This window comes from Bradyrhizobium sediminis, from assembly GCF_018736085.1.
Lineage (GTDB): Bacteria > Pseudomonadota > Alphaproteobacteria > Rhizobiales > Xanthobacteraceae > Bradyrhizobium > Bradyrhizobium sediminis.
Window position 1 is genome coordinate 5,363,463 of sequence record NZ_CP076134.1, and the last position, 18,444, is coordinate 5,381,906.

16 protein-coding genes are annotated in these 18,444 nt (G+C 63.9%); 9 read left to right on the forward strand and 7 right to left on the reverse strand.

Annotation, left to right across the window (positions count from 1 at the left end):
* Positions 1–72: 72 nt before the first annotated feature.
* Together cobS and KMZ29_RS25685 are read right to left on the reverse strand one after the other, a co-directional pair.
* Positions 73–1,071: a cobaltochelatase subunit CobS gene (cobS, locus tag KMZ29_RS25680; RefSeq protein ID WP_369810052.1), complete on the reverse strand. Its 999-nt coding sequence runs from the start codon at positions 1,069–1,071 to the stop codon at positions 73–75.
* 472 nt (positions 1,072–1,543) lie between these two features.
* Positions 1,544–2,767: a citrate synthase family protein gene (locus KMZ29_RS25685; protein ID WP_215621783.1), complete on the reverse strand. Its 1,224-nt coding sequence runs from the start codon at positions 2,765–2,767 to the stop codon at positions 1,544–1,546.
* Between the two features lie 77 nt (positions 2,768–2,844).
* Between KMZ29_RS25685 and KMZ29_RS25690 the strand changes: the two genes are divergently transcribed.
* Positions 2,845–3,936 (forward strand): citrate synthase/methylcitrate synthase, encoded by a 1,092-nt coding sequence (locus KMZ29_RS25690; RefSeq protein ID WP_215621784.1) that lies wholly within the window; start codon positions 2,845–2,847, stop codon positions 3,934–3,936.
* A gap of 123 nt (positions 3,937–4,059) precedes the next feature.
* Here KMZ29_RS25690 and KMZ29_RS25695 read toward each other — a convergent pair whose 3' ends face one another.
* Entirely contained in the window at positions 4,060–4,722 is a 663-nt protein-coding gene (locus KMZ29_RS25695; protein ID WP_215621785.1) for a J domain-containing protein, read from the reverse strand.
* A gap of 109 nt (positions 4,723–4,831) precedes the next feature.
* Here KMZ29_RS25695 and KMZ29_RS25700 point away from each other — a divergent pair, with 109 nt between their 5' ends.
* On the forward strand, positions 4,832–5,104 hold the full coding sequence (locus tag KMZ29_RS25700; RefSeq protein WP_215624416.1) for a BolA family protein: 273 nt from the start codon (positions 4,832–4,834) through the stop codon (positions 5,102–5,104).
* Positions 5,105–5,107: 3 nt separating this feature from the next.
* Here KMZ29_RS25700 and KMZ29_RS25705 read toward each other — a convergent pair whose 3' ends face one another.
* Positions 5,108–6,460 (reverse strand): hemolysin family protein, encoded by a 1,353-nt coding sequence (locus KMZ29_RS25705; protein WP_215621786.1) that lies wholly within the window; start codon positions 6,458–6,460, stop codon positions 5,108–5,110.
* Between the two features lie 66 nt (positions 6,461–6,526).
* On the opposite strand from KMZ29_RS25705, the gene KMZ29_RS25710 reads away from it, so the two are divergent.
* Positions 6,527–6,664 carry a hypothetical protein gene (locus KMZ29_RS25710; protein WP_215621787.1) on the forward strand — a complete coding sequence of 46 codons (138 nt, stop codon included), beginning with the start codon at positions 6,527–6,529 and terminating at the stop codon, positions 6,662–6,664.
* 8 nt (positions 6,665–6,672) lie between these two features.
* On the opposite strand, the gene aroB is transcribed toward KMZ29_RS25710, so the two are convergent.
* Together aroB and KMZ29_RS25720 are read right to left on the reverse strand one after the other, a co-directional pair.
* Positions 6,673–7,821 carry a 3-dehydroquinate synthase gene (aroB, locus tag KMZ29_RS25715; protein WP_215621788.1) on the reverse strand — a complete coding sequence of 383 codons (1,149 nt, stop codon included), beginning with the start codon at positions 7,819–7,821 and terminating at the stop codon, positions 6,673–6,675.
* Positions 7,818–8,444, reverse strand: a complete 627-nt coding sequence (locus KMZ29_RS25720; protein ID WP_215621789.1) for a shikimate kinase — start codon at positions 8,442–8,444, stop codon at positions 7,818–7,820. The genes aroB and KMZ29_RS25720 overlap by 4 nt, the downstream gene beginning before the upstream one ends.
* Positions 8,445–8,603: 159 nt before the next feature.
* Here KMZ29_RS25720 and KMZ29_RS25725 point away from each other — a divergent pair, with 159 nt between their 5' ends.
* The 4 genes from KMZ29_RS25725 (at position 8,604) to KMZ29_RS25740 (ending at position 12,727) form a co-directional block, all read left to right on the forward strand.
* Positions 8,604–8,750 (forward strand): histidine kinase, encoded by a 147-nt coding sequence (locus tag KMZ29_RS25725; protein ID WP_215603997.1) that lies wholly within the window; start codon positions 8,604–8,606, stop codon positions 8,748–8,750.
* A 118-nt stretch (positions 8,751–8,868) separates the two neighbouring features.
* The gene (xerD, locus tag KMZ29_RS25730; RefSeq protein WP_215621790.1) at positions 8,869–9,828 is read left to right on the forward strand and encodes a site-specific tyrosine recombinase XerD; all 960 of its coding nucleotides are present in this window, start codon (positions 8,869–8,871) and stop codon (positions 9,826–9,828) included.
* A 198-nt stretch (positions 9,829–10,026) separates the two neighbouring features.
* Positions 10,027–10,989 carry an acetyl-CoA carboxylase carboxyltransferase subunit alpha gene (locus KMZ29_RS25735; protein WP_215621791.1) on the forward strand — a complete coding sequence of 321 codons (963 nt, stop codon included), beginning with the start codon at positions 10,027–10,029 and terminating at the stop codon, positions 10,987–10,989.
* A gap of 268 nt (positions 10,990–11,257) precedes the next feature.
* Entirely contained in the window at positions 11,258–12,727 is a 1,470-nt protein-coding gene (locus KMZ29_RS25740) for a L,D-transpeptidase family protein (RefSeq protein WP_215621792.1), read from the forward strand.
* Positions 12,728–12,868: 141 nt separating this feature from the next.
* Here the strand turns inward: KMZ29_RS25740 and secA are convergent, their stop codons facing one another.
* Positions 12,869–15,706: a preprotein translocase subunit SecA gene (secA, locus tag KMZ29_RS25745; protein ID WP_215621793.1), complete on the reverse strand. Its 2,838-nt coding sequence runs from the start codon at positions 15,704–15,706 to the stop codon at positions 12,869–12,871.
* Positions 15,707–16,048: 342 nt separating this feature from the next.
* Here secA and KMZ29_RS25750 point away from each other — a divergent pair, with 342 nt between their 5' ends.
* Together KMZ29_RS25750 and argJ are read left to right on the forward strand one after the other, a co-directional pair.
* Positions 16,049–16,978 carry a peptidylprolyl isomerase gene (locus KMZ29_RS25750; protein WP_215621794.1) on the forward strand — a complete coding sequence of 310 codons (930 nt, stop codon included), beginning with the start codon at positions 16,049–16,051 and terminating at the stop codon, positions 16,976–16,978.
* Between the two features lie 185 nt (positions 16,979–17,163).
* Positions 17,164–18,405: a bifunctional glutamate N-acetyltransferase/amino-acid acetyltransferase ArgJ gene (gene argJ / locus KMZ29_RS25755; RefSeq protein ID WP_215621795.1), complete on the forward strand. Its 1,242-nt coding sequence runs from the start codon at positions 17,164–17,166 to the stop codon at positions 18,403–18,405.
* Positions 18,406–18,444: the final 39 nt, after the last annotated feature.

Below are 18,444 nucleotides of genomic sequence, written 5' to 3' on the forward strand. Positions count from 1 at the left end.
GCCCGATATCCAGCACCGTCACTCTACCGAGACTACACGGAGTATGGGTCCCGGCGTTCGCCGGGACGACAACTACGAAAGCGCCACGTTCACCGCGGATTCCGCCAGCTCCGCGTTGAAGCAGCGCTGATAGAATTCGGCGACCAGCGGCCGCTCCAGTTCGTCGCACTTGTTGAGGAAGGTGACGCGGAACGCAAAGCCGATATCGCCGAAAATCTCGGCGTTCTCCGCCCAGGTGATCACCGTGCGCGGGCTCATCACCGTCGACAGATCGCCGTTGGCGAAGGCGTTGCGGGTGAGGTCGGCAAGCCGCACCATCTTGTTGACGATGTCGCGGCCTTCCGGGTTGCGGTAGTGATGCGCCTTGGCGAGCACGATCTCGACTTCCTCGTCATGCGCCAGATAGTTCAGCGTGGTGACGATCGACCAGCGGTCCATCTGACCCTGGTTGATCTGCTGAGTGCCGTGATAGAGGCCGGAGGTATCGCCGAGGCCGACTGTGTTGGCCGTCGAGAACAGCCGGAACGCCGGATGCGGCTTGATCACCTTGTTCTGGTCGAGCAGCGTCAGGCGGCCGGAAACTTCCAGCACGCGCTGGATCACGAACATCACGTCGGGGCGGCCGGCGTCGTATTCGTCGAACACCAGCGCGATATTGTGCTGCAGCGCCCAGGGCAGAATGCCGTCGCGGAATTCGGTGACCTGCTTGCCGTCGCGCACGACGATGGAATCCTTGCCGACCAGATCGATACGGCTGATGTGGCTGTCGAGATTGACGCGCACGCACGGCCAATTCAGCCGTGCCGCGACCTGCTCGATATGGGTCGACTTGCCGGTGCCGTGATAGCCGGTGACCATGACGCGGCGGTTCTTGGCGAAGCCGGCGAGAATGGCGAGCGTGGTGGCGCGGTCGAAGCGGTAATCCGAATCGACGTCCGGCACGTGCGGATCGACCTCGGAATAAGCAGGCACCTCAAGGTCGCTGTCGATACCGAAAACCTGCCGGACCGACACCTTCATGTCGGGCATACCGGCGGGCTCGTGCACTTTGGTCATAGCGGCGGTCGTCATCAATCCTCCGAGGTCTCGGACGCTCCCGAAACCAGATTTGCTTTATGGCTGCAGATGGGGGCTCCGCGGAACCTATCAGAGAGCAACGGCCGGCAGAAGCCCGCGGCTCGATCAAAGTTCCATTGTGTTATCATCAAGATAGGTACTGACCCCGGTTTTTGAAAGGCTGCCCTGCGAATCACGCCGTACTTTCTGCCGCTGATTGGCCGGCCGGCCGAAAACCGCGAGATTTGACGGCACTTTCCAGCGCTCCCGTGAGTTATGCTGGGGCTGCGGCCGACCCGGACTGCGCGGAATTCCGCACCATACCGGGGTCGGCAAGCATTACTGGATGCTGACGGTCGTCGGCGGCACCCTCGTCGTCGCGCTGGCCGCGTGGATCGTCCGCCGCAGAGAGGCCCGGACCATCATCGAGCCGACCGCAGAAAAAATTCGAAGCGATTTTCGGTAAGTTTTCAGCCGGCCGCATCCTTCACGACCTGGTGGAGGCCGGACTGCGGCCCGGCGCCGGACCGATGTAACGCGCGCGCGGGCGGATCAGCCCGCCATGCTGCAATTGTTCGCTCGCATGCGCAATCCAGCCGACGGTGCGCGCCATCGCAAACAGCACCAGTTCGTTGCCGGGCGGCAGGCCCAGCGTATGCACCAGCACCGCGAGCGCGTAGTCGATATTGACGAATTCGCCGGTGGCTTCGGCGATGCGGTCCGGAATTTCCCGGGTGAGCTTTTCCGCCGCGCCCGCGCGGTGCAGGGCCTCCAGCAAAGCATGCGCGCGCGGATCGCCGAGTTTGTAGACCCCATGACCGAAGCCGGCAAAGCGCTCGCCGAGCGCGACGCGCTCGCGGATAATGGGCGCGACATCGCGATCGACCAGCATCTTCAGAAATTGCGCCGCCCGAACTCCCGCACCACCATGTTTCGGGCCCTTCAACGCCACCAGGCCGGCGATGACGGCATCGTAAAGGTTCAGGCCGGTGGATGCCGCGCAGCGCACGGTAAAGGCCGAGGCATTCAGCTCATGTTCTGCAAGCAGCACCAGCGCACGGCGGACCAGATCGGCGGCGTGCTTGTGATCCGGCGCCCACGCCTTGGCGATCTGGAGATGAAGCGGCTTTGCCGAAGATGCCCCGTTCAACATGGTCGCGATCACCAGCCGCAGAATGCGGCCGCCAACCATGGCGCGCCCGTCGGCGGCGCGGGTAAAAGCCCTGGGGTCGGCGCTTGCCGCCAGCGCCAGCACGGCGACCGTCCGATCGATCGGCGCGGCGTGCCGCGCGGCATCGGCAATGGCGCGCATTTCGGCCGATACATGCGGACAATTGTCCGAAGCGAAGGGATCGACGCCGGTCACGTCCCACAGCAGCGTTGCGGCATGCTCGAGCGTGTCCTTTTCCGCAAGATCGATGCAGTTCACCCCGCGGTAGATCGGGCCGTCCTCGGTAATGGTCGCAATCGACGAATCCATCACCGGCAGATCGGCGTCGAAATTCCTGAGGCCGCGCGGCTCCGGCGACGGTGTCCGGCGCTCCTTGAGCCCGCGAATATCCTCCGCCCGGTAGCGATGGCTGCGCGAATCCGATGAAGGCTCGGAGCGGACCAGGCCGCGGCTGACATAGGCGTAGAGCGTGGCCGGCGAGATCGCGAGTTCAGCCGCCGCCTCGCGGGCCGAGAGGTAAAGCGCCGTCGATTTTTTCATATTGATTTACATAATCAAGATTGATCAATCTGTCGAGAGGGCCGACCTTTGAAACCTCAGACCAAGGAGATCGGCCCATGAATATCCAGCTTTCCAAGACCCCGATCGGGCTGGACGGCATTCCCGCCGCCGAAACCGTGCTCAGCCATGTCGATGGCCAGCGTGGCGAATTGATCATTGCCGGCGAACACGTTGGCGACCTCGTGCGCAAGACCGGGTTCGAGGGCGTGACCGCACGGTTGTGGAGCGGTGGAACCGGCCAGCCGGTCAGCGAGGCGACGGTGCGCGCCGCTTTGGGCGCGGCCCGCCAACGCGCCTTTGCCAGGCTTCCGGACTTGCTCGGGATCACGCGCGGCCTGTCGATCGTCGATGGTTTCCGCGCCGCCATCGCCGGATTGCGCGCCGAAAACGGATTGCCGCATGAGGCGACGATCGTTGGCGCGTTTCCGGTGATCGCCAGCGCGCTGGTGCAGCGAGCGAAGGGTTGCGACCCTGTCGCGCCCGATCCGGACGCCAGCCATGCCGCCGACACGCTGTCGATGATGCTCAACCGCAAACCCGACGCGCGCGAGGCGGCGGCGCTCGACGCCTATTTCGTGACGGTGTGCGATCACGGCATGAATGCCTCGACCTTCACGACACGCGTCGTGGCCTCGACGCAGGCCGACTTGTTCGCGGCCGTGACGGCGGGATATTGCGCGCTGACGGGCCCGCTCCACGGCGGCGCACCGGAGCCGGTGCTGGAAATGCTGGATGCCATCGGCAGCAGCGAGCGCATCAAGCCGTGGGTCGACGACGCGCTCACACGCGGCGAACGGCTGATGGGGTTCGGTCACCGCATCTATCGCGTGCGCGATCCGCGCGCAGACGTGCTGAAGGGCGCGATCGAGCGGCTCGCCGGCAGCGGCGCCGACCTGCCGTTTGCGGGGGAAGTCGAGGCCTATATCCGCGCGGCGTTGCGCCGGAAAAATCCGGACCGGCCGCTCGACACCAATGTGGAGTTCTTCACCGCGATCCTGCTCGACGCGCTGTCGATTCCCCGGCAGGCCTTTACGCCGGTCTTTGCGGTAGCGCGCGCCGCGGGATGGACGGCGCATGCACGAGAGCAGCAGAGGGTGGGTCGGCTGATACGGCCGAGTTCGGCCTATATCGGCCCGATGCCGGATTGATGCAGCTTTGACGACGTCGCTCCTCCTCGGACGATGCTTCGCATCGCCGGGAGAACCACGAGGCTCGCGGCCGATCCTTCGAGACGCGGCCTTACGGCCGCCTCTGGATGAGGAATTGCGGCGTCAGCTCGCGGCGCGCACCACCGTCTTGAGATAATTATACGCCTTGATGATTTCGATCAGGCGATCCTCGGTGGAGCGGTCGCCGCCGTTGGCGTCGGGATGGTGCTGTTTCACCAGCGCCTTGTACTTCGCCTTGACGGTCTCCAGCGTCGCATCGGCGCCGAGCCCCATCACCTGCAGCGCCTTGCGCTCGGCGTTGAATATCTTCCGGGTCTCGACTTTGGTCTCGCCGGCGGCGCCGCCCGGGCCCGGCCGCCAGCGGCCGCGGCCGTTGAGCTCGCTGAACATGCTGAACGGATCGGACGCGCCTTCGAGGTCGGCCTCGGCGCCGCCCTTGCCCTTCTTGGCGCTGGTGTTGGCGCCCATCTTCCAGGTCGGACGATGGCCGGTCAGCGCATCCTTCTGGTAGCGCGCGACCGCATCCGGATTCATGCCCTGGAAGAAGTTGTAGGACTGGTTGTATTCGCGGACGTGGTTGAGACAGAAGTGCCAGTACTCCTTGTCGTTGGCCCGGCCCTTGGGCGCGCGGTGCGGCCCCTTGTTCTTGCACTCCGGCCATTCGCACATCGCGGAAGCCTCGCGCGCAGCCGCCTGCTGCTTCGCGCTCAGCTTGTTGGGCTTGATGCGAATGGAGTCGAAGAATTTTGATGAATCAATCGCCATGGCCGACTATGACAACGCAATGCAAAAAGCTTCAAGTCTTGACATTGCGAAACCCTCGCTCTCGATCCGCCATTGACGACCGGCGGGTTAGGTGCGTATTGCCGCCGCCATGAGCACCAAAGACGCTATCACAAAGAAGTTGCGTGAAGCTTTCGCGCCGGAAAGCCTCGACGTCGCGGACGAATCACATCTGCATGAGGGCCACGCCGGCCACGGGCCGGGCGGCGAGACGCATTTCAGGGTCTATATTGTGTCTCCGGCCTTCGAAGGGAAGAGCCGGATCGAACGCCACCGCATGATTAATGCGGCGCTGGCCGTGGAACTCGCGGGCTCCGTACACGCGCTGGCGATCAGGGCAGAGGCGCCGGGGGAAGCCGGCTGACGGCTAAAACGACGTCCCCGCCCGTTTCGGCTTCTTCTCCTCGACTTCGGCCTCGCGCGGCACCGGCACGATCCGAAGTGCCGTGATGCGGTTGCGCTCACGGCGCAGCACGCGGAAACGGAACCCGTGGAACGTGAAGCTCTGGCCGCGTTCCGGGATCGAGCGCGCCTCGTGGATGACGAGACCCGCGATCGTGGTCGCCTCTTCATCAGGCAGGTGCCAGTTCATGGCGCGGTTGAGATCGCGGATCGGCACCGAGCCGTCTACCACCACCGAGCCGTCGGGCTGGGCGCGGACGCCGGTCACCACCACGTCATGCTCATCGGAAATGTCGCCGACGATCTCTTCAAGGATGTCCTCCAGCGTCACCATGCCTTCGACTTCGCCGTACTCGTCGACCACCAGCGCGAAGTGGGTCTTGCGGCGGCGAAAGGCCTTGAGCTGATCGGAAACCGGGCGCATCTCCGGCACGAACCACGGCGGCAGCGCGATGGCCGCGACATCGATCTTGGATGTATCGCCGTCGGCGGAGCGAATCGCCCGCAGCAGATCCTTGGCGTGCAGCACGCCGATGATGTTTTCCGGCTTGTCGCGCCACAGCGGTATCCTCGTGTATTCCGTGGCCAGCACCTCGCGCACCAGTTCATCGGCCGGAAGATCGGCGTTGAGCATCACCATCTCGGTGCGATGAACCATCACGTCGGAAACCTGCAACTCGCCAAAGCGGAAAACGTTCTGGATATACTCCGCCTCGCCCTCTTCCATCTCACCATGCTCGGCCGACATCTCCACCAGCCCCCTGATCTCGACATCGGTCAGGATTTCCTGCCGCGAGTCCTCCCTGACGCCCAGCAGCCGAAGGATGGAGCGGGACACTGAATTGAGCATCCAGTTCAACGGGTAAAACAGCAGGAAGGAGACATAGAGAGGATATGCGATCCATTGCGAGACCGGCACCGGTTCCCGAATTGCCAGGGTCTTCGGCACTTGTTCGCCGATGACAATGTGCAGGGAGGAGAACACGAGGAAGCCGACCATGAACGACGTGAAATGAAGGGCCGAGTCGGACATCCCGGCCCGGGTCAGAACCGGCTCCAGCAGCGCCGAAACCGTCGGTTCGCCCACCCAGCCGAGGCCGAGCGAGGCCATGGTGATGCCGAGCTGGCAACAGGCGAGATAGGCTTCGATGTTCCCGAGCATCTGCTGCAGCAGGCGCGCGCCGAAGCGATTCTGCTCCGCCATCGCGTTGATGCGAAAGCCCCTGCTCTTGACCAGCGCGAACTCCGCGGCAACGTAGAATGCGTTGGCCGCGAGGAGGAATACGGCAATCAGCAGATTGAAGATCGTCTCGGTCATTGCTGTCCCACGATAGCCGGACTCTGGGTTCGGTCGCGCTGAATCCCGGGCCAGATGCCAATTACCATGCTGGAGCTTCGCGCTGCGCGGAACGCCTCTGGCGAGCCGGTACGTGACGTGATGGTCAGTTCATCCATGGTGGAGCATGATCTTCCGGAAAAGGCGATTTCCATTTTGCGGATCATGCTCCGGATCTTGATTTAGGTCTTGATTCAGGTCTTGCGCGACAGCTTCGCCTTCAGAAATTCGCGAACCAGCGCAGGCTCGACGTCGTTGGCAATCACGGCGCGACCGACCGCCTCGAGCAGGATGAAGGTGAGCCGGCCGCGCTTGACCTTCTTGTCCTGCGCCATCAGCGCCATCAGCGCGTCGGCGTCGGCGAGCCCCTCCTGGGCAAATCCGGCAATGTCCTGCAGACGGGTCGGCAGGCCGACCTCGGCAAGGTGGCGCTCGACCCGCGCCGACGCGGTTTCCGGGATCATCCCGAGCTGCGCGGAAAATTCCGCCGCCAGCACCATGCCGACGGCGACGCCCTCGCCATGGAACAGCCGGTCGGAAAAGCCGGTGGCGGCTTCCAGCGCATGGCCGAAAGTATGACCGAGATTGAGCAGCGCCCGCTCGCCGGTTTCACGTTCGTCGCGCGCCACGATGGCGGCCTTGGCACGGCAGGAAGTGGCGATCGCGTGCTCGCGCGCTGCGCCGCCCGAGAAAATATCGGCGTGGTTGGCCTCGAGCCAGGAAAAGAACGCTTCGTCGCCGAGCACGCCGTATTTGGCGACTTCGGCATAGCCGGCGCGGAACTGGCGCGGCGACAATGTGTCGAGCACCGCGGTGTCGGCGACCACCAGCACCGGCTGGTGAAACGCGCCGAGCAGATTTTTTCCCTGCGGCGAATTGATCCCGGTCTTGCCGCCGACGGACGAATCGACCTGCGCCAGAAGCGAGGTCGGCACCTGCACGAAATCGACGCCGCGGCGCAGGATCGCGGCTGCGAAGCCTGCGAGATCGCCGACCACACCGCCGCCGAGCGCGACCACGAGATCGTTGCGCTCGATCTTCGCCGCGATCAGCGCTTCGCTCACCTTCTCGAGACCGGCATAGGTCTTCGAACCTTCGCCTTCCTCGACAATGACGTGCGAAGTGGCAATGCCGGCCTGCGCCAGCGACGCCGCAGTCCTGTCGAGCCAATGTTTTGCGACATTGCGGTCGGTGACGATGGCGGTACGCGCACCGGGCCGCAGCGCGGCGACGCGGGCACCCAGCGATTGCAGCACGTCGCGTCCGATGACGATGTCATAGGTGCGCTCGCCGAGCGCGACGTCGACGGTGACGGAATCGGAATGTTTCAAAGGCGCGGTCATGGTGTGGCGCTCAAGGCGTTCGGTGCTTGCCGGGTGCCGTCGCCGCACAGCCTGACGTGCAGGGCATCGAGACACTCGTCGACGATTTTTTCGTGCGGCACGTCGCGCGACCAGATCGTCAGATCGGCATGCCGATAGACCGGCTCGCGCTCCTCGATCAGTCGTCCGACGGTCGCCGCCGGATCCGCGGTTTGCAGCAGCGGGCGGTCGGCGCGGCGCTTCACCCGCTTCATGATGATGTCGGCATCGGCCTTGAGCCAGATCGAAACGGCCTTGTCGCGGATCCGGTTGCGGGTCTCCTCGCGCATGAATGCGCCGCCGCCGGTGGCGATCACGGCCGGACCGCTGTCGAGCAGCCGCGCGATCACCCGCGCCTCGCCGTCCCGGAAATGCGGCTCGCCGTGGGTTTCGAAAATGTCCGGTATCGACATCCCGGCCGCCGCCTCGATCTCGGTATCGGCGTCGAGGAACGGCAGATGAAGCCGCGCCGACAGCCGCCGCCCGATGGTGGATTTGCCGGCTCCCATCATGCCAACCAGCACGATCGACCGCGTTCCCAGCGCCGACATGATATCGGCCTCCTGGGAGGTGCCGGCGCCGGAAGGTGTGGCTGTCTCGGGCATCGAATGGCTCTTTCGCCGCAGGATAAGGCGGCGCTTCCGCGCCACCTATACTACCCCCGCCGATACCGTTGCCAGAGAGACTTGCAACGAAGGGGCGAACATGTTGGTAGTCTGGCCCCCGATGATTTCAATGGTTAATTCGCCGCCTGAGGCTTGCTGATGCCCAGCCTGTTCCGCTTCCTGACGGTCGTCGCCATCATCGGCGGGATTGTCTATGGCGCGCTCTTCGCGCTGGCGAATTTCGTCAACCCGAAGCCACGGGAAATGACCGTTACCATCCCCGCGGACAGGTTCCTCAAGAAATAGGCGCCAAGGCCTTTTCGATTCTGATTGAATCGGAACCGGGCACCAGTCTTTTATCTTGCCGCGTTTTCTTTATGCCAACCGGTGCTCACTTCGCTCGAAATCGCTATAGAGTTGGCGGATGCGTTCCAGCAAGACCTCCGATGCCAAACTCATCAGCCTGTTCCTCGATATGCTGGCCGCGGAACAGGGCGCCGGCGACAACACGCTCGACGCTTATCGCCGCGATCTGACGGATTTCTCGGGATTCCTGGTCGGCAGCGGAAAGGGGTTTGCGTCGGTCGAAACCCAAATGCTGCGGGACTATCTTGCCGACCTTGACGCCCGCGGCTTCAAGTCGTCGAGCGTGGCTCGGCGGCTGTCGGCACTGCGGCATCTGTTCCGCTTCCTGCTCAACGAGCGGGTTCGCAGCGACGATCCCGCTGCCATTCTGGCCGGCCCGAAGCGCGGCCGCGGCCTGCCGAAGGTGCTGTCGATATCCGACGTCGACCGTCTGCTGGTGCAGGCCAAATCGCTGACGGAGGCCCCGGAAGCCTCTGCGCTGCAGCGGCTTCGCGCAATGCGACTGTATTGCCTGCTGGAGGTGCTCTACGCCACCGGCTTGCGGGTATCGGAACTGGTGTCACTGCCGCTGTCGGCGTCGCGCCGCGACGCCCGCATGATCGTGGTACGCGGCAAGGGCGACAAGGAACGGCTGGTCCCGCTGAACGAGGCCTCGCGGCAGGCGATGGCCGATTACCTCAGGGCGATGGAAGCGCTGAAGGGCGAGAAAAAGAAAAACGCGGCCGCCTCGAAATGGCTGTTTCCCTCGTTCGGCGAGAGCGGACATCTGACGCGGCAGCATTTCGCCCGCGACCTGAAGGAGCTTGCGGCGTCGGCCGGGCTGGCGCCGCGGCTGGTCAGCCCGCATGTGCTGCGTCACGCCTTCGCGAGTCATCTGCTGCACAACGGCGCCGACCTGCGCATCGTGCAGACGCTGCTCGGCCATACCGACATCTCGACCACGCAGATCTACACCCATGTGGTCGAGGAACGGCTGAAGAGCCTGGTGCGCGATCTGCATCCGCTGGCGGAGAAGTGAGGTCGCACTTTGCCGCCTTGACTTCGTCGCCTTCTCCCCCGAAACAGCGCTTTCAAGCCCGCGACACCTCGGCGCGCAATCGGCAGAACAGGCCTGATCCCATCTCGGGTTGCACGCTAAACAATTGAATATGCACGCGTTATTCGCGCGAACCGGAACCGCTTCGCTCTCTGGCGCGTTCGCCCCTATATTGATTTGATGCCGGATCACATGCGCTCGTACCTCGATTTCGAAAAGCCCGTCGCCGAACTCGAAGCCAAGGTCGATGAACTGCGCGCATTGGCGGCGACCGGCAGCGACATCGGCGATGAGATTGCGCGAATCGAGGACAAGGCCGCCGAGGCGCTGAGCGACCTCTACGCCAACCTGACGCCGTGGCAGAAGACCTTGGTGGCGCGGCATCCGCAGCGGCCGCATTTCACCGATTTCGTCAGTGCGCTGATTACCGAATTCACCCCGCTCGCCGGCGACCGCAAGTTCGGCGAGGACGAGGCGCTGATGGGCGGGTTCGGCCGCTTCCGCGGCGAAAGCATCTGCGTGATCGGCCAGGAAAAGGGCGCCACCACCGAATCCCGCATCAAGCATAATTTCGGCATGGCGCGGCCCGAGGGCTATCGCAAGGCCGTCCGGCTGATGGAGATGGCGGATCGATTCGGCATTCCCGTGCTGTCGATCGTCGATTCCGCCGGCGCCTATCCCGGTATCGGCGCCGAGGAACGCGGTCAGGCCGAGGCGATTGCGCGCTCCACCGACGCCTGCCTGTCGTTGGGGGTGCCCAATGTGGCGATCATCACCGGCGAAGGCATGTCGGGCGGCGCCATCGCCATCACGACGGCGAGCCGGGTGCTGATGTTCGAACACGCGATCTACAGCGTGATCTCGCCGGAGGCCGCGTCCTCGATCCTGTGGCGCGACGGCACCAAGGCGCAGGAAGCCGCCACCAGCATGAAGATCACGGCGCAGGACATGCTGCGCTTCGGCGTGATCGACCAGATCCTGAAGGAGCCTGCCGGCGGCGCGCATCGCGACTCCCAGGCCATGATCGCGACCACCGGCGATGCCATCGAGCAAGCCCTGAACGACCTGCGCAATCTCGACCCCGACATGATCCGCAAGCAGCGGCGCCAGAAATTCCTCGATATCGGCCGAAAACTGGTTTGAAAGCTTCATTTTGCAGGCAAAATGCCTGCCAATGCGGCGGCGCATTCGTCAACGCCCCGGCTTTTTCAAAATTCAGCCATTTTGGCCCCAATTAGGCCCAGACACCGATATTTAACCTCTGTTGACCATGCCTGACGGGGGACCCTCGGTTGGGCCGCCATCGGCTTGCGACCAGGGGGGCCAAAGGGTAGAATTTTACTTAATGGCTTCAGGGCATGGACGCTATGATTGGGGTGCGAAAATTGCCTGTTGGGTGTGGAGCTTTGCATTGATTTACCGCTCGCTGGTTCGCGCGCTCATCACATCAGCCGCGCTCGCGGCCGGCGTGCTGCTGGCCGGCTGCAACGGCGACCAAATCTCGCTGGCGAATAACGCCAAGGCCAATCAGCCGGTCCCGCCCAAACTGGTCGCCGACATGACTGCGAAGGACATGGACCTGCAGTCGCCGATGCTGGTCCGGATATTCAAGCAGGAAGCCGAGCTCGAGGTCTGGAAGCAGGATCGTTCCGGCCGCTTTGCGCTCCTGAAAACCTATCCGATCTGCCGCTGGTCGGGCGATCTCGGACCCAAGGTCCGCGAAGGCGACCGCCAGGCGCCGGAAGGCTTCTATTCGATCACGCCGGCGCAGATGAACCCGCAATCGTCCTTCTATCTGTCGTTCAATACCGGCTACCCCAACGCCTTCGACAAGGCGCTGGGCCGCACCGGCTCGCAGCTGATGGTGCATGGCGACTGCTCGTCGCGCGGCTGCTACGCCATGACCGACGAGCAGATCGCGGAAATCTATTCGCTGGGGCGGGAATCCTTCTTCGGCGGCCAGCGCGCATTCCAGCTGCAGGCCTATCCGTTCAAGATGACGCCGATCAACATGGCGAAACATCGCAACAACCCGAACATGCCGTTCTGGAAGATGATCAAGCAAGGCTATGATCATTTCGAGGTGACGCGGCAGGAGCCGAAGGTCGAGTTCTGCGAGAAGAAGTACGTGTTCGACGCCACCAAGGCGCCGGATGCCAAGCGCGATCCGGTATTCGAGGCGTCGGCCAAATGCCCGGCCTATGCCATTCCGGAAGAAGTCGCCGACGCGGTCCGCGAAAAGCAGCAGCAGGATCAGGTCGAGATCGCCAAGCTGATTTCGCGGGGAACACCGGTCGCCCGGGCCAACCCCGGCATCGACGGCGGCATGCACCGGGTATTCGCCGCCAAGCTGCCCGATGGCTCGACCGGCCTGTCGGAAGGCGGTGATGGCCAGGGCCTGTCGCTGGCAGCCCTTTCCCGCGCGCCCGGCACCATTCCCGCCCACGTCAATCCGCCGCGCGGGCCGGTTACCGCGCCACAAGAGCCGCTAACGGCCTCGCTGGCGCCGGCTCCAGCAGCTGCGCCGGCCGCCACGACCCGGGTAGCGTCCGCGGCGCCGAACGACAAATCCGAGGGGTTCTTCTCCAGCCTGGCCCGCAAGGTCGGCTTGGGCGGTGACACCACCGCGACGGCGCAGCCGGTTCCGGCCAAGCCAAAGGTCATCGAGGCCAAGCGGCACGAGGCCTCGGCGCCGAAGACCGCCCCCGCGGCGAAGCCGGCCGATACCAAGCAGGCCGCCGCCAAGCCGCCGCTGAAACCCTCGCTCTCGGATGCAGTCGCTGCCGCGCCGGCGCCCGCCGCAAAGGACGCCCAGGTCGCCGGCTCGCAGCCGATCGTGCCGGCGAATTCGTTCGACAGCCGCTTCTCGGCGGTGAAGTAAGCCTCGTCGTTCCGGCGAACGCCGGAACCCATAACCACCGATATCGGCGGTGGTTCAGATCGTTTCCCCAGCCTACTGCAACATTGACATCGGTGGTTGGGTCCCGGCTCAAGGCCGGGACGACGGACGAGCTAATTCCGCTCACGCATACTTGCCGTGGCAATGCTTGTACTTCTTGCCGCTTCCGCAGGGACAATCCTCGTTGCGGCCGATCTTGCCCCAGGTCGCCGGGTTTTTGGGATCGCGGTCGGCGGTGGCCGCCGGCACCAGCGAGGCGTTGGCGAACGCCATTTCGTCCTCGCCGGTATTCGGATTGACATGGTGCGCTTCCATCGGCGGCAGCGCCGGCTGCTGCTCTTCCGGCGGCACGATCTCGACGCGCATCAGTTGCGCCGTCACCGCCTCGCGCAAGTGAGCGATCATCGCCTCGAACAGGCTGAACGCTTCCGACTTGTACTCCTGCAACGGATCGCGCTGGCCGTAGCCGCGCAGGCCGATCACCTGGCGCAGATGGTCGAGCATCACCAGATGCTCGCGCCAGAGATGATCCAGCGTCTGCAACAGGATGGTCTTCTCGACGTAACGCATCACGTCGGGACCCCATTGCGCCACCTTGGCCGCCATGTGCTCGTCGACACGCTGCTCGATACGCGACAGTAATTCCTCGTCGGCGATACCCTCTTCCTTGGCCCATTCGTCGACCGGAAGATCGATGTCGAGCACGCGCTTCAGTTCTTCCTTCAGCTCGGCAACGTGCCACTGCTCGGCATAGGCATGCTCGGGCACGTGCTTGGTGACGACGTCCTCGACGAAGGCGCGGCGCATGTCGGCCACCGTCTCGGCGACGCTGTCGTCCTTCATCAGGTCGATGCGCTGGTCGAAGATCACCTTGCGCTGATCGTTCTGGACGTTGTCGAACTTCAAGAGGTTCTTGCGGATGTCGAAGTTACGGGCCTCGACCTTCTGCTGCGCCTTCTCCAGCGCCTTGTTGATCCAGGGATGGATGATGGCCTCGCCCTCTTTCAGGCCGAGCCGCGTCAGCATGCTGTCGAGCCGGTCGGACCCGAAGATCCGCATCAGATCGTCTTCCAGCGACAGGAAGAACTTCGAGCGTCCGGGGTCGCCCTGGCGGCCGGAGCGGCCGCGCAGCTGGTTGTCGATGCGCCGCGATTCGTGGCGCTCGGAGCCGATGATGTAGAGCCCGCCCGGCTTGGTGACGGTCTTGGCCGGCTTGGAGCCTTTCGCGGGCTCGACCTCGACCACGTCTTCGGACTTCAGCACGATGTCGCGGAAGCGTTCGACGTCGGCCTTGATCTGCTCGATCTTCCTGGCCTTCTCGGCCTCATCGGTAATCCCTGCGGTCTCGTGCATGATCCGCATCTCGAGCGAACCGCCGAGCTTGATGTCGGTGCCGCGGCCGGCCATGTTGGTCGCGATCGTGATCGCGCCGGGGACGCCGGCCTCGGCGACGATATAGGCTTCCTGCTCGTGGAAGCGCGCATTCAAGACCGCGAACAGCTTCGCCGGCTTGCCCGCCTGCGCCGCGGCGTAGAGCTTCTCCATCGCGTTTTCGTTGCCGAAATCGATCTGCTTGTAGCCGTGGCTCTTCAGATAGTCGGCCAGCACCTCGGATTTTTCGATCGAGGCGGTGCCGACCAGCACCGGCTGCAGCCTCGCGTTGGCGCGCTCCACCTCGGCCAGGATCGCGGCGTATTTCTCGGTCTGGGTGCGATAGACCTCGTCGTCCTCGTCGAGACGCGCCACCTGGACGTTGGTCGGGATTTCCACGACTTCGAGCTTGTAGATATCGAACAGTTCGTCGGCCTCGGTCAGCGCCGTGCCGGTCATGCCCGAGAGCTTTTCATACATCCGGAAGTAGTTCTGGAACGTGATCGAGGCCAGCGTCTGGTTTTCCGGCTGGACCTGAACGTGCTCCTTGGCTTCCAGCGCCTGATGCAGGCCTTCGGAATAGCGCCGGCCCTGCATCATGCGGCCGGTGAACTCGTCGATGATGATGACCTCATCGTCGCGGACGATATAGTCCTTGTCGCGCGTGAACAGCGAATGCGCGCGCAGCGCCTGGTTGATGTGGTGCACGACCGAGACGTTTTCGACGTCGTAGAGCGACTCGCCCTTGAGCTGGCCGGCGTCGCGCAGCAGGACCTCGATCTTCTCCATGCCGGCTTCGGTCAAGGTCACGGTGCGCTGCTTCTCGTCGACCTCGAAGTCGGTGGCCTTGTCGAGCTTCGGCAAGAAAGTGTCGATGGTATTGTAGAATTCCGAGCGGTCGTCGAGCGGGCCGGAAATAATCAGCGGCGTGCGCGCCTCGTCGATCAGGATCGAATCGACTTCGTCGACGATGGCGTAGGAGTGACCGCGCTGGACCATGTCCTCCAGACGGTACTTCATGTTGTCGCGCAGGTAATCGAAACCGTATTCGTTGTTGGTGCCGTAGGTGATGTCGCAGGCGTAGGAATTCTTGCGTTCGCCGTCATCGAGGCCGTGGACGATCACGCCGACGGTGAGCCCGAGGAAGTTGTAGATCTGCCCCATCCATTCGGAGTCGCGGCGGGCGAGGTAGTCATTGACGGTGACGACGTGGACGCCCTTGCCGGCCAGCGCGTTGAGATAGACCGCCAGCGTCGCCACCAGCGTCTTGCCTTCGCCGGTCTTCATCTCGGCGATGTCGCCTTCGTGCAGCACCATGCCGCCGATCAGCTGGACGTCGAAATGCCGCTGGCCGAGCGTGCGCTTGGCGGCCTCACGCACGGTAGCGAATGCCGGAACCAGGATGTCGTCGAGCGTCTTGCCGCCTGCGAGCTGGTCGCGGAATTCGGCGGTGCGGGCCTTCAGCGCCTCGTCGGACAGCGCCGCTACTTCGGGCTCCAGCGCGTTGATGGCGTTGACGCGGGACTGATATCCCTTAACCCGCCGGTCGTTGGCGGAGCCGAAAAACTTGCGGGCGAGCGCGCCGATCATGCCAAATTCCTGTTCTTGCCGTTCTGCGTTGCAGCCGTAACGTGGGTCCACCAGGTTGCCTATCAACTCACCGTGACGCGCTGCGGCAAAGTCCCCGATCCGGGGATCATCCGCCCAATGAGTGGGAATTAAGCAAGCCAAGGTTCAACGGCCAAAAACGCAGCAAAATAAGCGCTATCGCCATTGACACGATTGGGCAGAGATATGGCTGGGCCAGGGCCTTGTCAACGTGGCCCATATGTCAAGGAATTCATCATTTTGACAGACTTTTCGCGTTGCCAAGGCCCCATGATTGGGCGAGTGTCCCGCCGCCCAAGGCCCCCATCTTGATAAGGATTTTGCATGACCTTCCCGTTCCCGGAAACCAAAACCGGCCTGCGCCTCGGCTTTGCCTCGGCCGCCATGACCGGCTGTCTCGCCGTGGTGCTGCTCGCCGGTTTCCCGGTACGGGCGCAGGACGCCAACCCGGTGCTCGCCAAGGTCAACGGCGTCGAGATCCGCCAGAGCGACGTTGCTCTCGCCGAGGAGGAACTGGGACCCAGCCTCGCGCAGATGGACCCCGCGACCAAGAAGGACAACGTGCTGGCCTTCCTGATCGACATGAAGATCGTCGCCAAGGCCGCCGAGGACAAGAAGGTCGAAAACAACGAGGATTTCAAGAAGCGGCTGGCGTTTACCCGCAACCGGCTCCTGATGGACGCCCTGCTGGCGACCGAAGGCAAGGCCGCGACCACCGACGAGGCCATGAAGAAGGTCTATGAGGACGCCGCCAAACAGATTACCGCCGAGCAGGAAGTTCGCGCCCGGCATATTCTGGTCGAGAGCGAGGACGATGCCAAGGCGATCGCCGCGGAGCTGAAGAAGGGTGCCGACTTCGCCGAGCTCGCCAAGAAGAAATCCAAGGATCCCGGCGCGTCGGACGGCGGCGATCTCGGCTTCTTCACCAAGGATCAGATGGTGCCGGAATTCTCCGCGGTCGCCTTCACGCTGGAGCCCGGCAAGATCTCCGATCCCGTCAAGTCGCAGTTCGGCTGGCACATCATCAAGGTCGAGGAAAAGCGCAACCGCCAGGCCCCGGCGTTCGAGCAGGTCAAGCCCCAGATCGAGACCTATGTGACGCGCAAGGCGCAGGCGGAATACGTGGCGAAGCTGCGCGAAGCCGCCAAGATCGAGCGCATGGACAAGCCCGCCGACGCGGCGGCGAAGACCGAGGCCAAGCCGGACGCGGCCAAGCCCGCCGACTCCAAGATGGCGCCCCCGGCGAAGAAGTAAATCGACTTCGCAATCGGACTTCAGTAGTTTGACGTCATGCCCGGGCCAAAGCGCGAAGCGCGTCTTCGCGCGAGATGTCCCGGGCATCCACGTCTTAAGACTTCATCGACAGGCCCGAAAGACGTGGATGGCCGGAATAAATCCGGCCATGACGGCTCTCATTCTTTGTCGAGACAAGGCGCCCCATGTCCACTGCTGTTTCCCCCCTCGCCCCGACCAGCGTCCCCGACATGCCCGTGATCGCGGGCGTGAAGCTCGCGACCGCAGCCGCGGGAATCCGCTACAAGGGCCGCACCGACGTGCTGCTGGCCGTGATGGACAAGGGCACCACGGTGGCCGGCGTCTTCACCCAATCGAAATGCCCGTCGGCGCCGGTGGAATGGTGCCGGGCGAAACTGGGGCGAGGCGGGGCCCGCGCGCTGGTGGTGAATTCCGGCAATGCCAATGCCTTCACCGGCAAGACCGGACGGCAGGCCACCACGCTGACGGCCTCGATTGCCGCCAAGGCGGTGGCATGCAGCCCCAATGAAGTGTTTCTCGCCTCGACCGGCGTGATCGGCGAACCGCTGGATGCCACGAAATTCGACGGCGTGCTCGGCACGCTGGCCGGGCAAGCCGTGCCGGGCGAATGGATGGGTGCGGCCAGAGCGATCATGACCACCGACACCTTCCCGAAGGTCGCGACCGCGACGGTGAAGCTCGGGAAGGCCAAGGTCACCATCAACGGCATGGCCAAAGGCGCCGGCATGATCGCGCCCGACATGGCGACCATGCTGGCGTTCGTGTTCACCGACGCGCCGCTTTCAGCGAGCGCGCTGCAATCGCTGCTGAAGAGCGGCGTCGAAGACACTTTCAATGCCGTCACCATCGACGGCGACACCTCGACATCGGACACGCTGCTGGCGTTCGCCACCGGCGCTGCGTCGGCCAGCGGTGCGCCCAAAATCAGCCGAGCCAGCGACCCGCGCCTGAAAGCCTTCACCAGGGCTTTCCGCGGCGTGCTTGCCGATCTCGCCGAACAGGTGGCCCGCGACGGCGAAGGCGCACGCAAGCTGGTCGAGATCGTCGTCGAAGGGGCGACCACGAAGGCCTCGGCGCGGAAAATCGCAATGTCGGTAGCGAATTCGCCGCTGGTGAAGACCGCGATCGCCGGCGAGGACGCCAACTGGGGCCGCGTGGTGATGGCGGTCGGCAAGGCCGGCGAACCGGCCAATCGCGACAAGCTCTCGATCTCGTTCAACGGCATCCGCGTCGCCAGAAGCGGCGCCCGCGATCCGTCCTATGACGAGGCGGAGGTCTCGGCGGCGATGAAGAATCCGAAGATCCAGATCAGGATCGCGCTCGGCCTCGGCAAGGGCCGCGACCGCGTTCTGACCTGCGACCTCACCAAGGAATATGTCGCGATCAACGGCGATTACCGGTCGTAATTCTCACGTCGTCATTCCGGGGCGATGCGCAAGCATCGA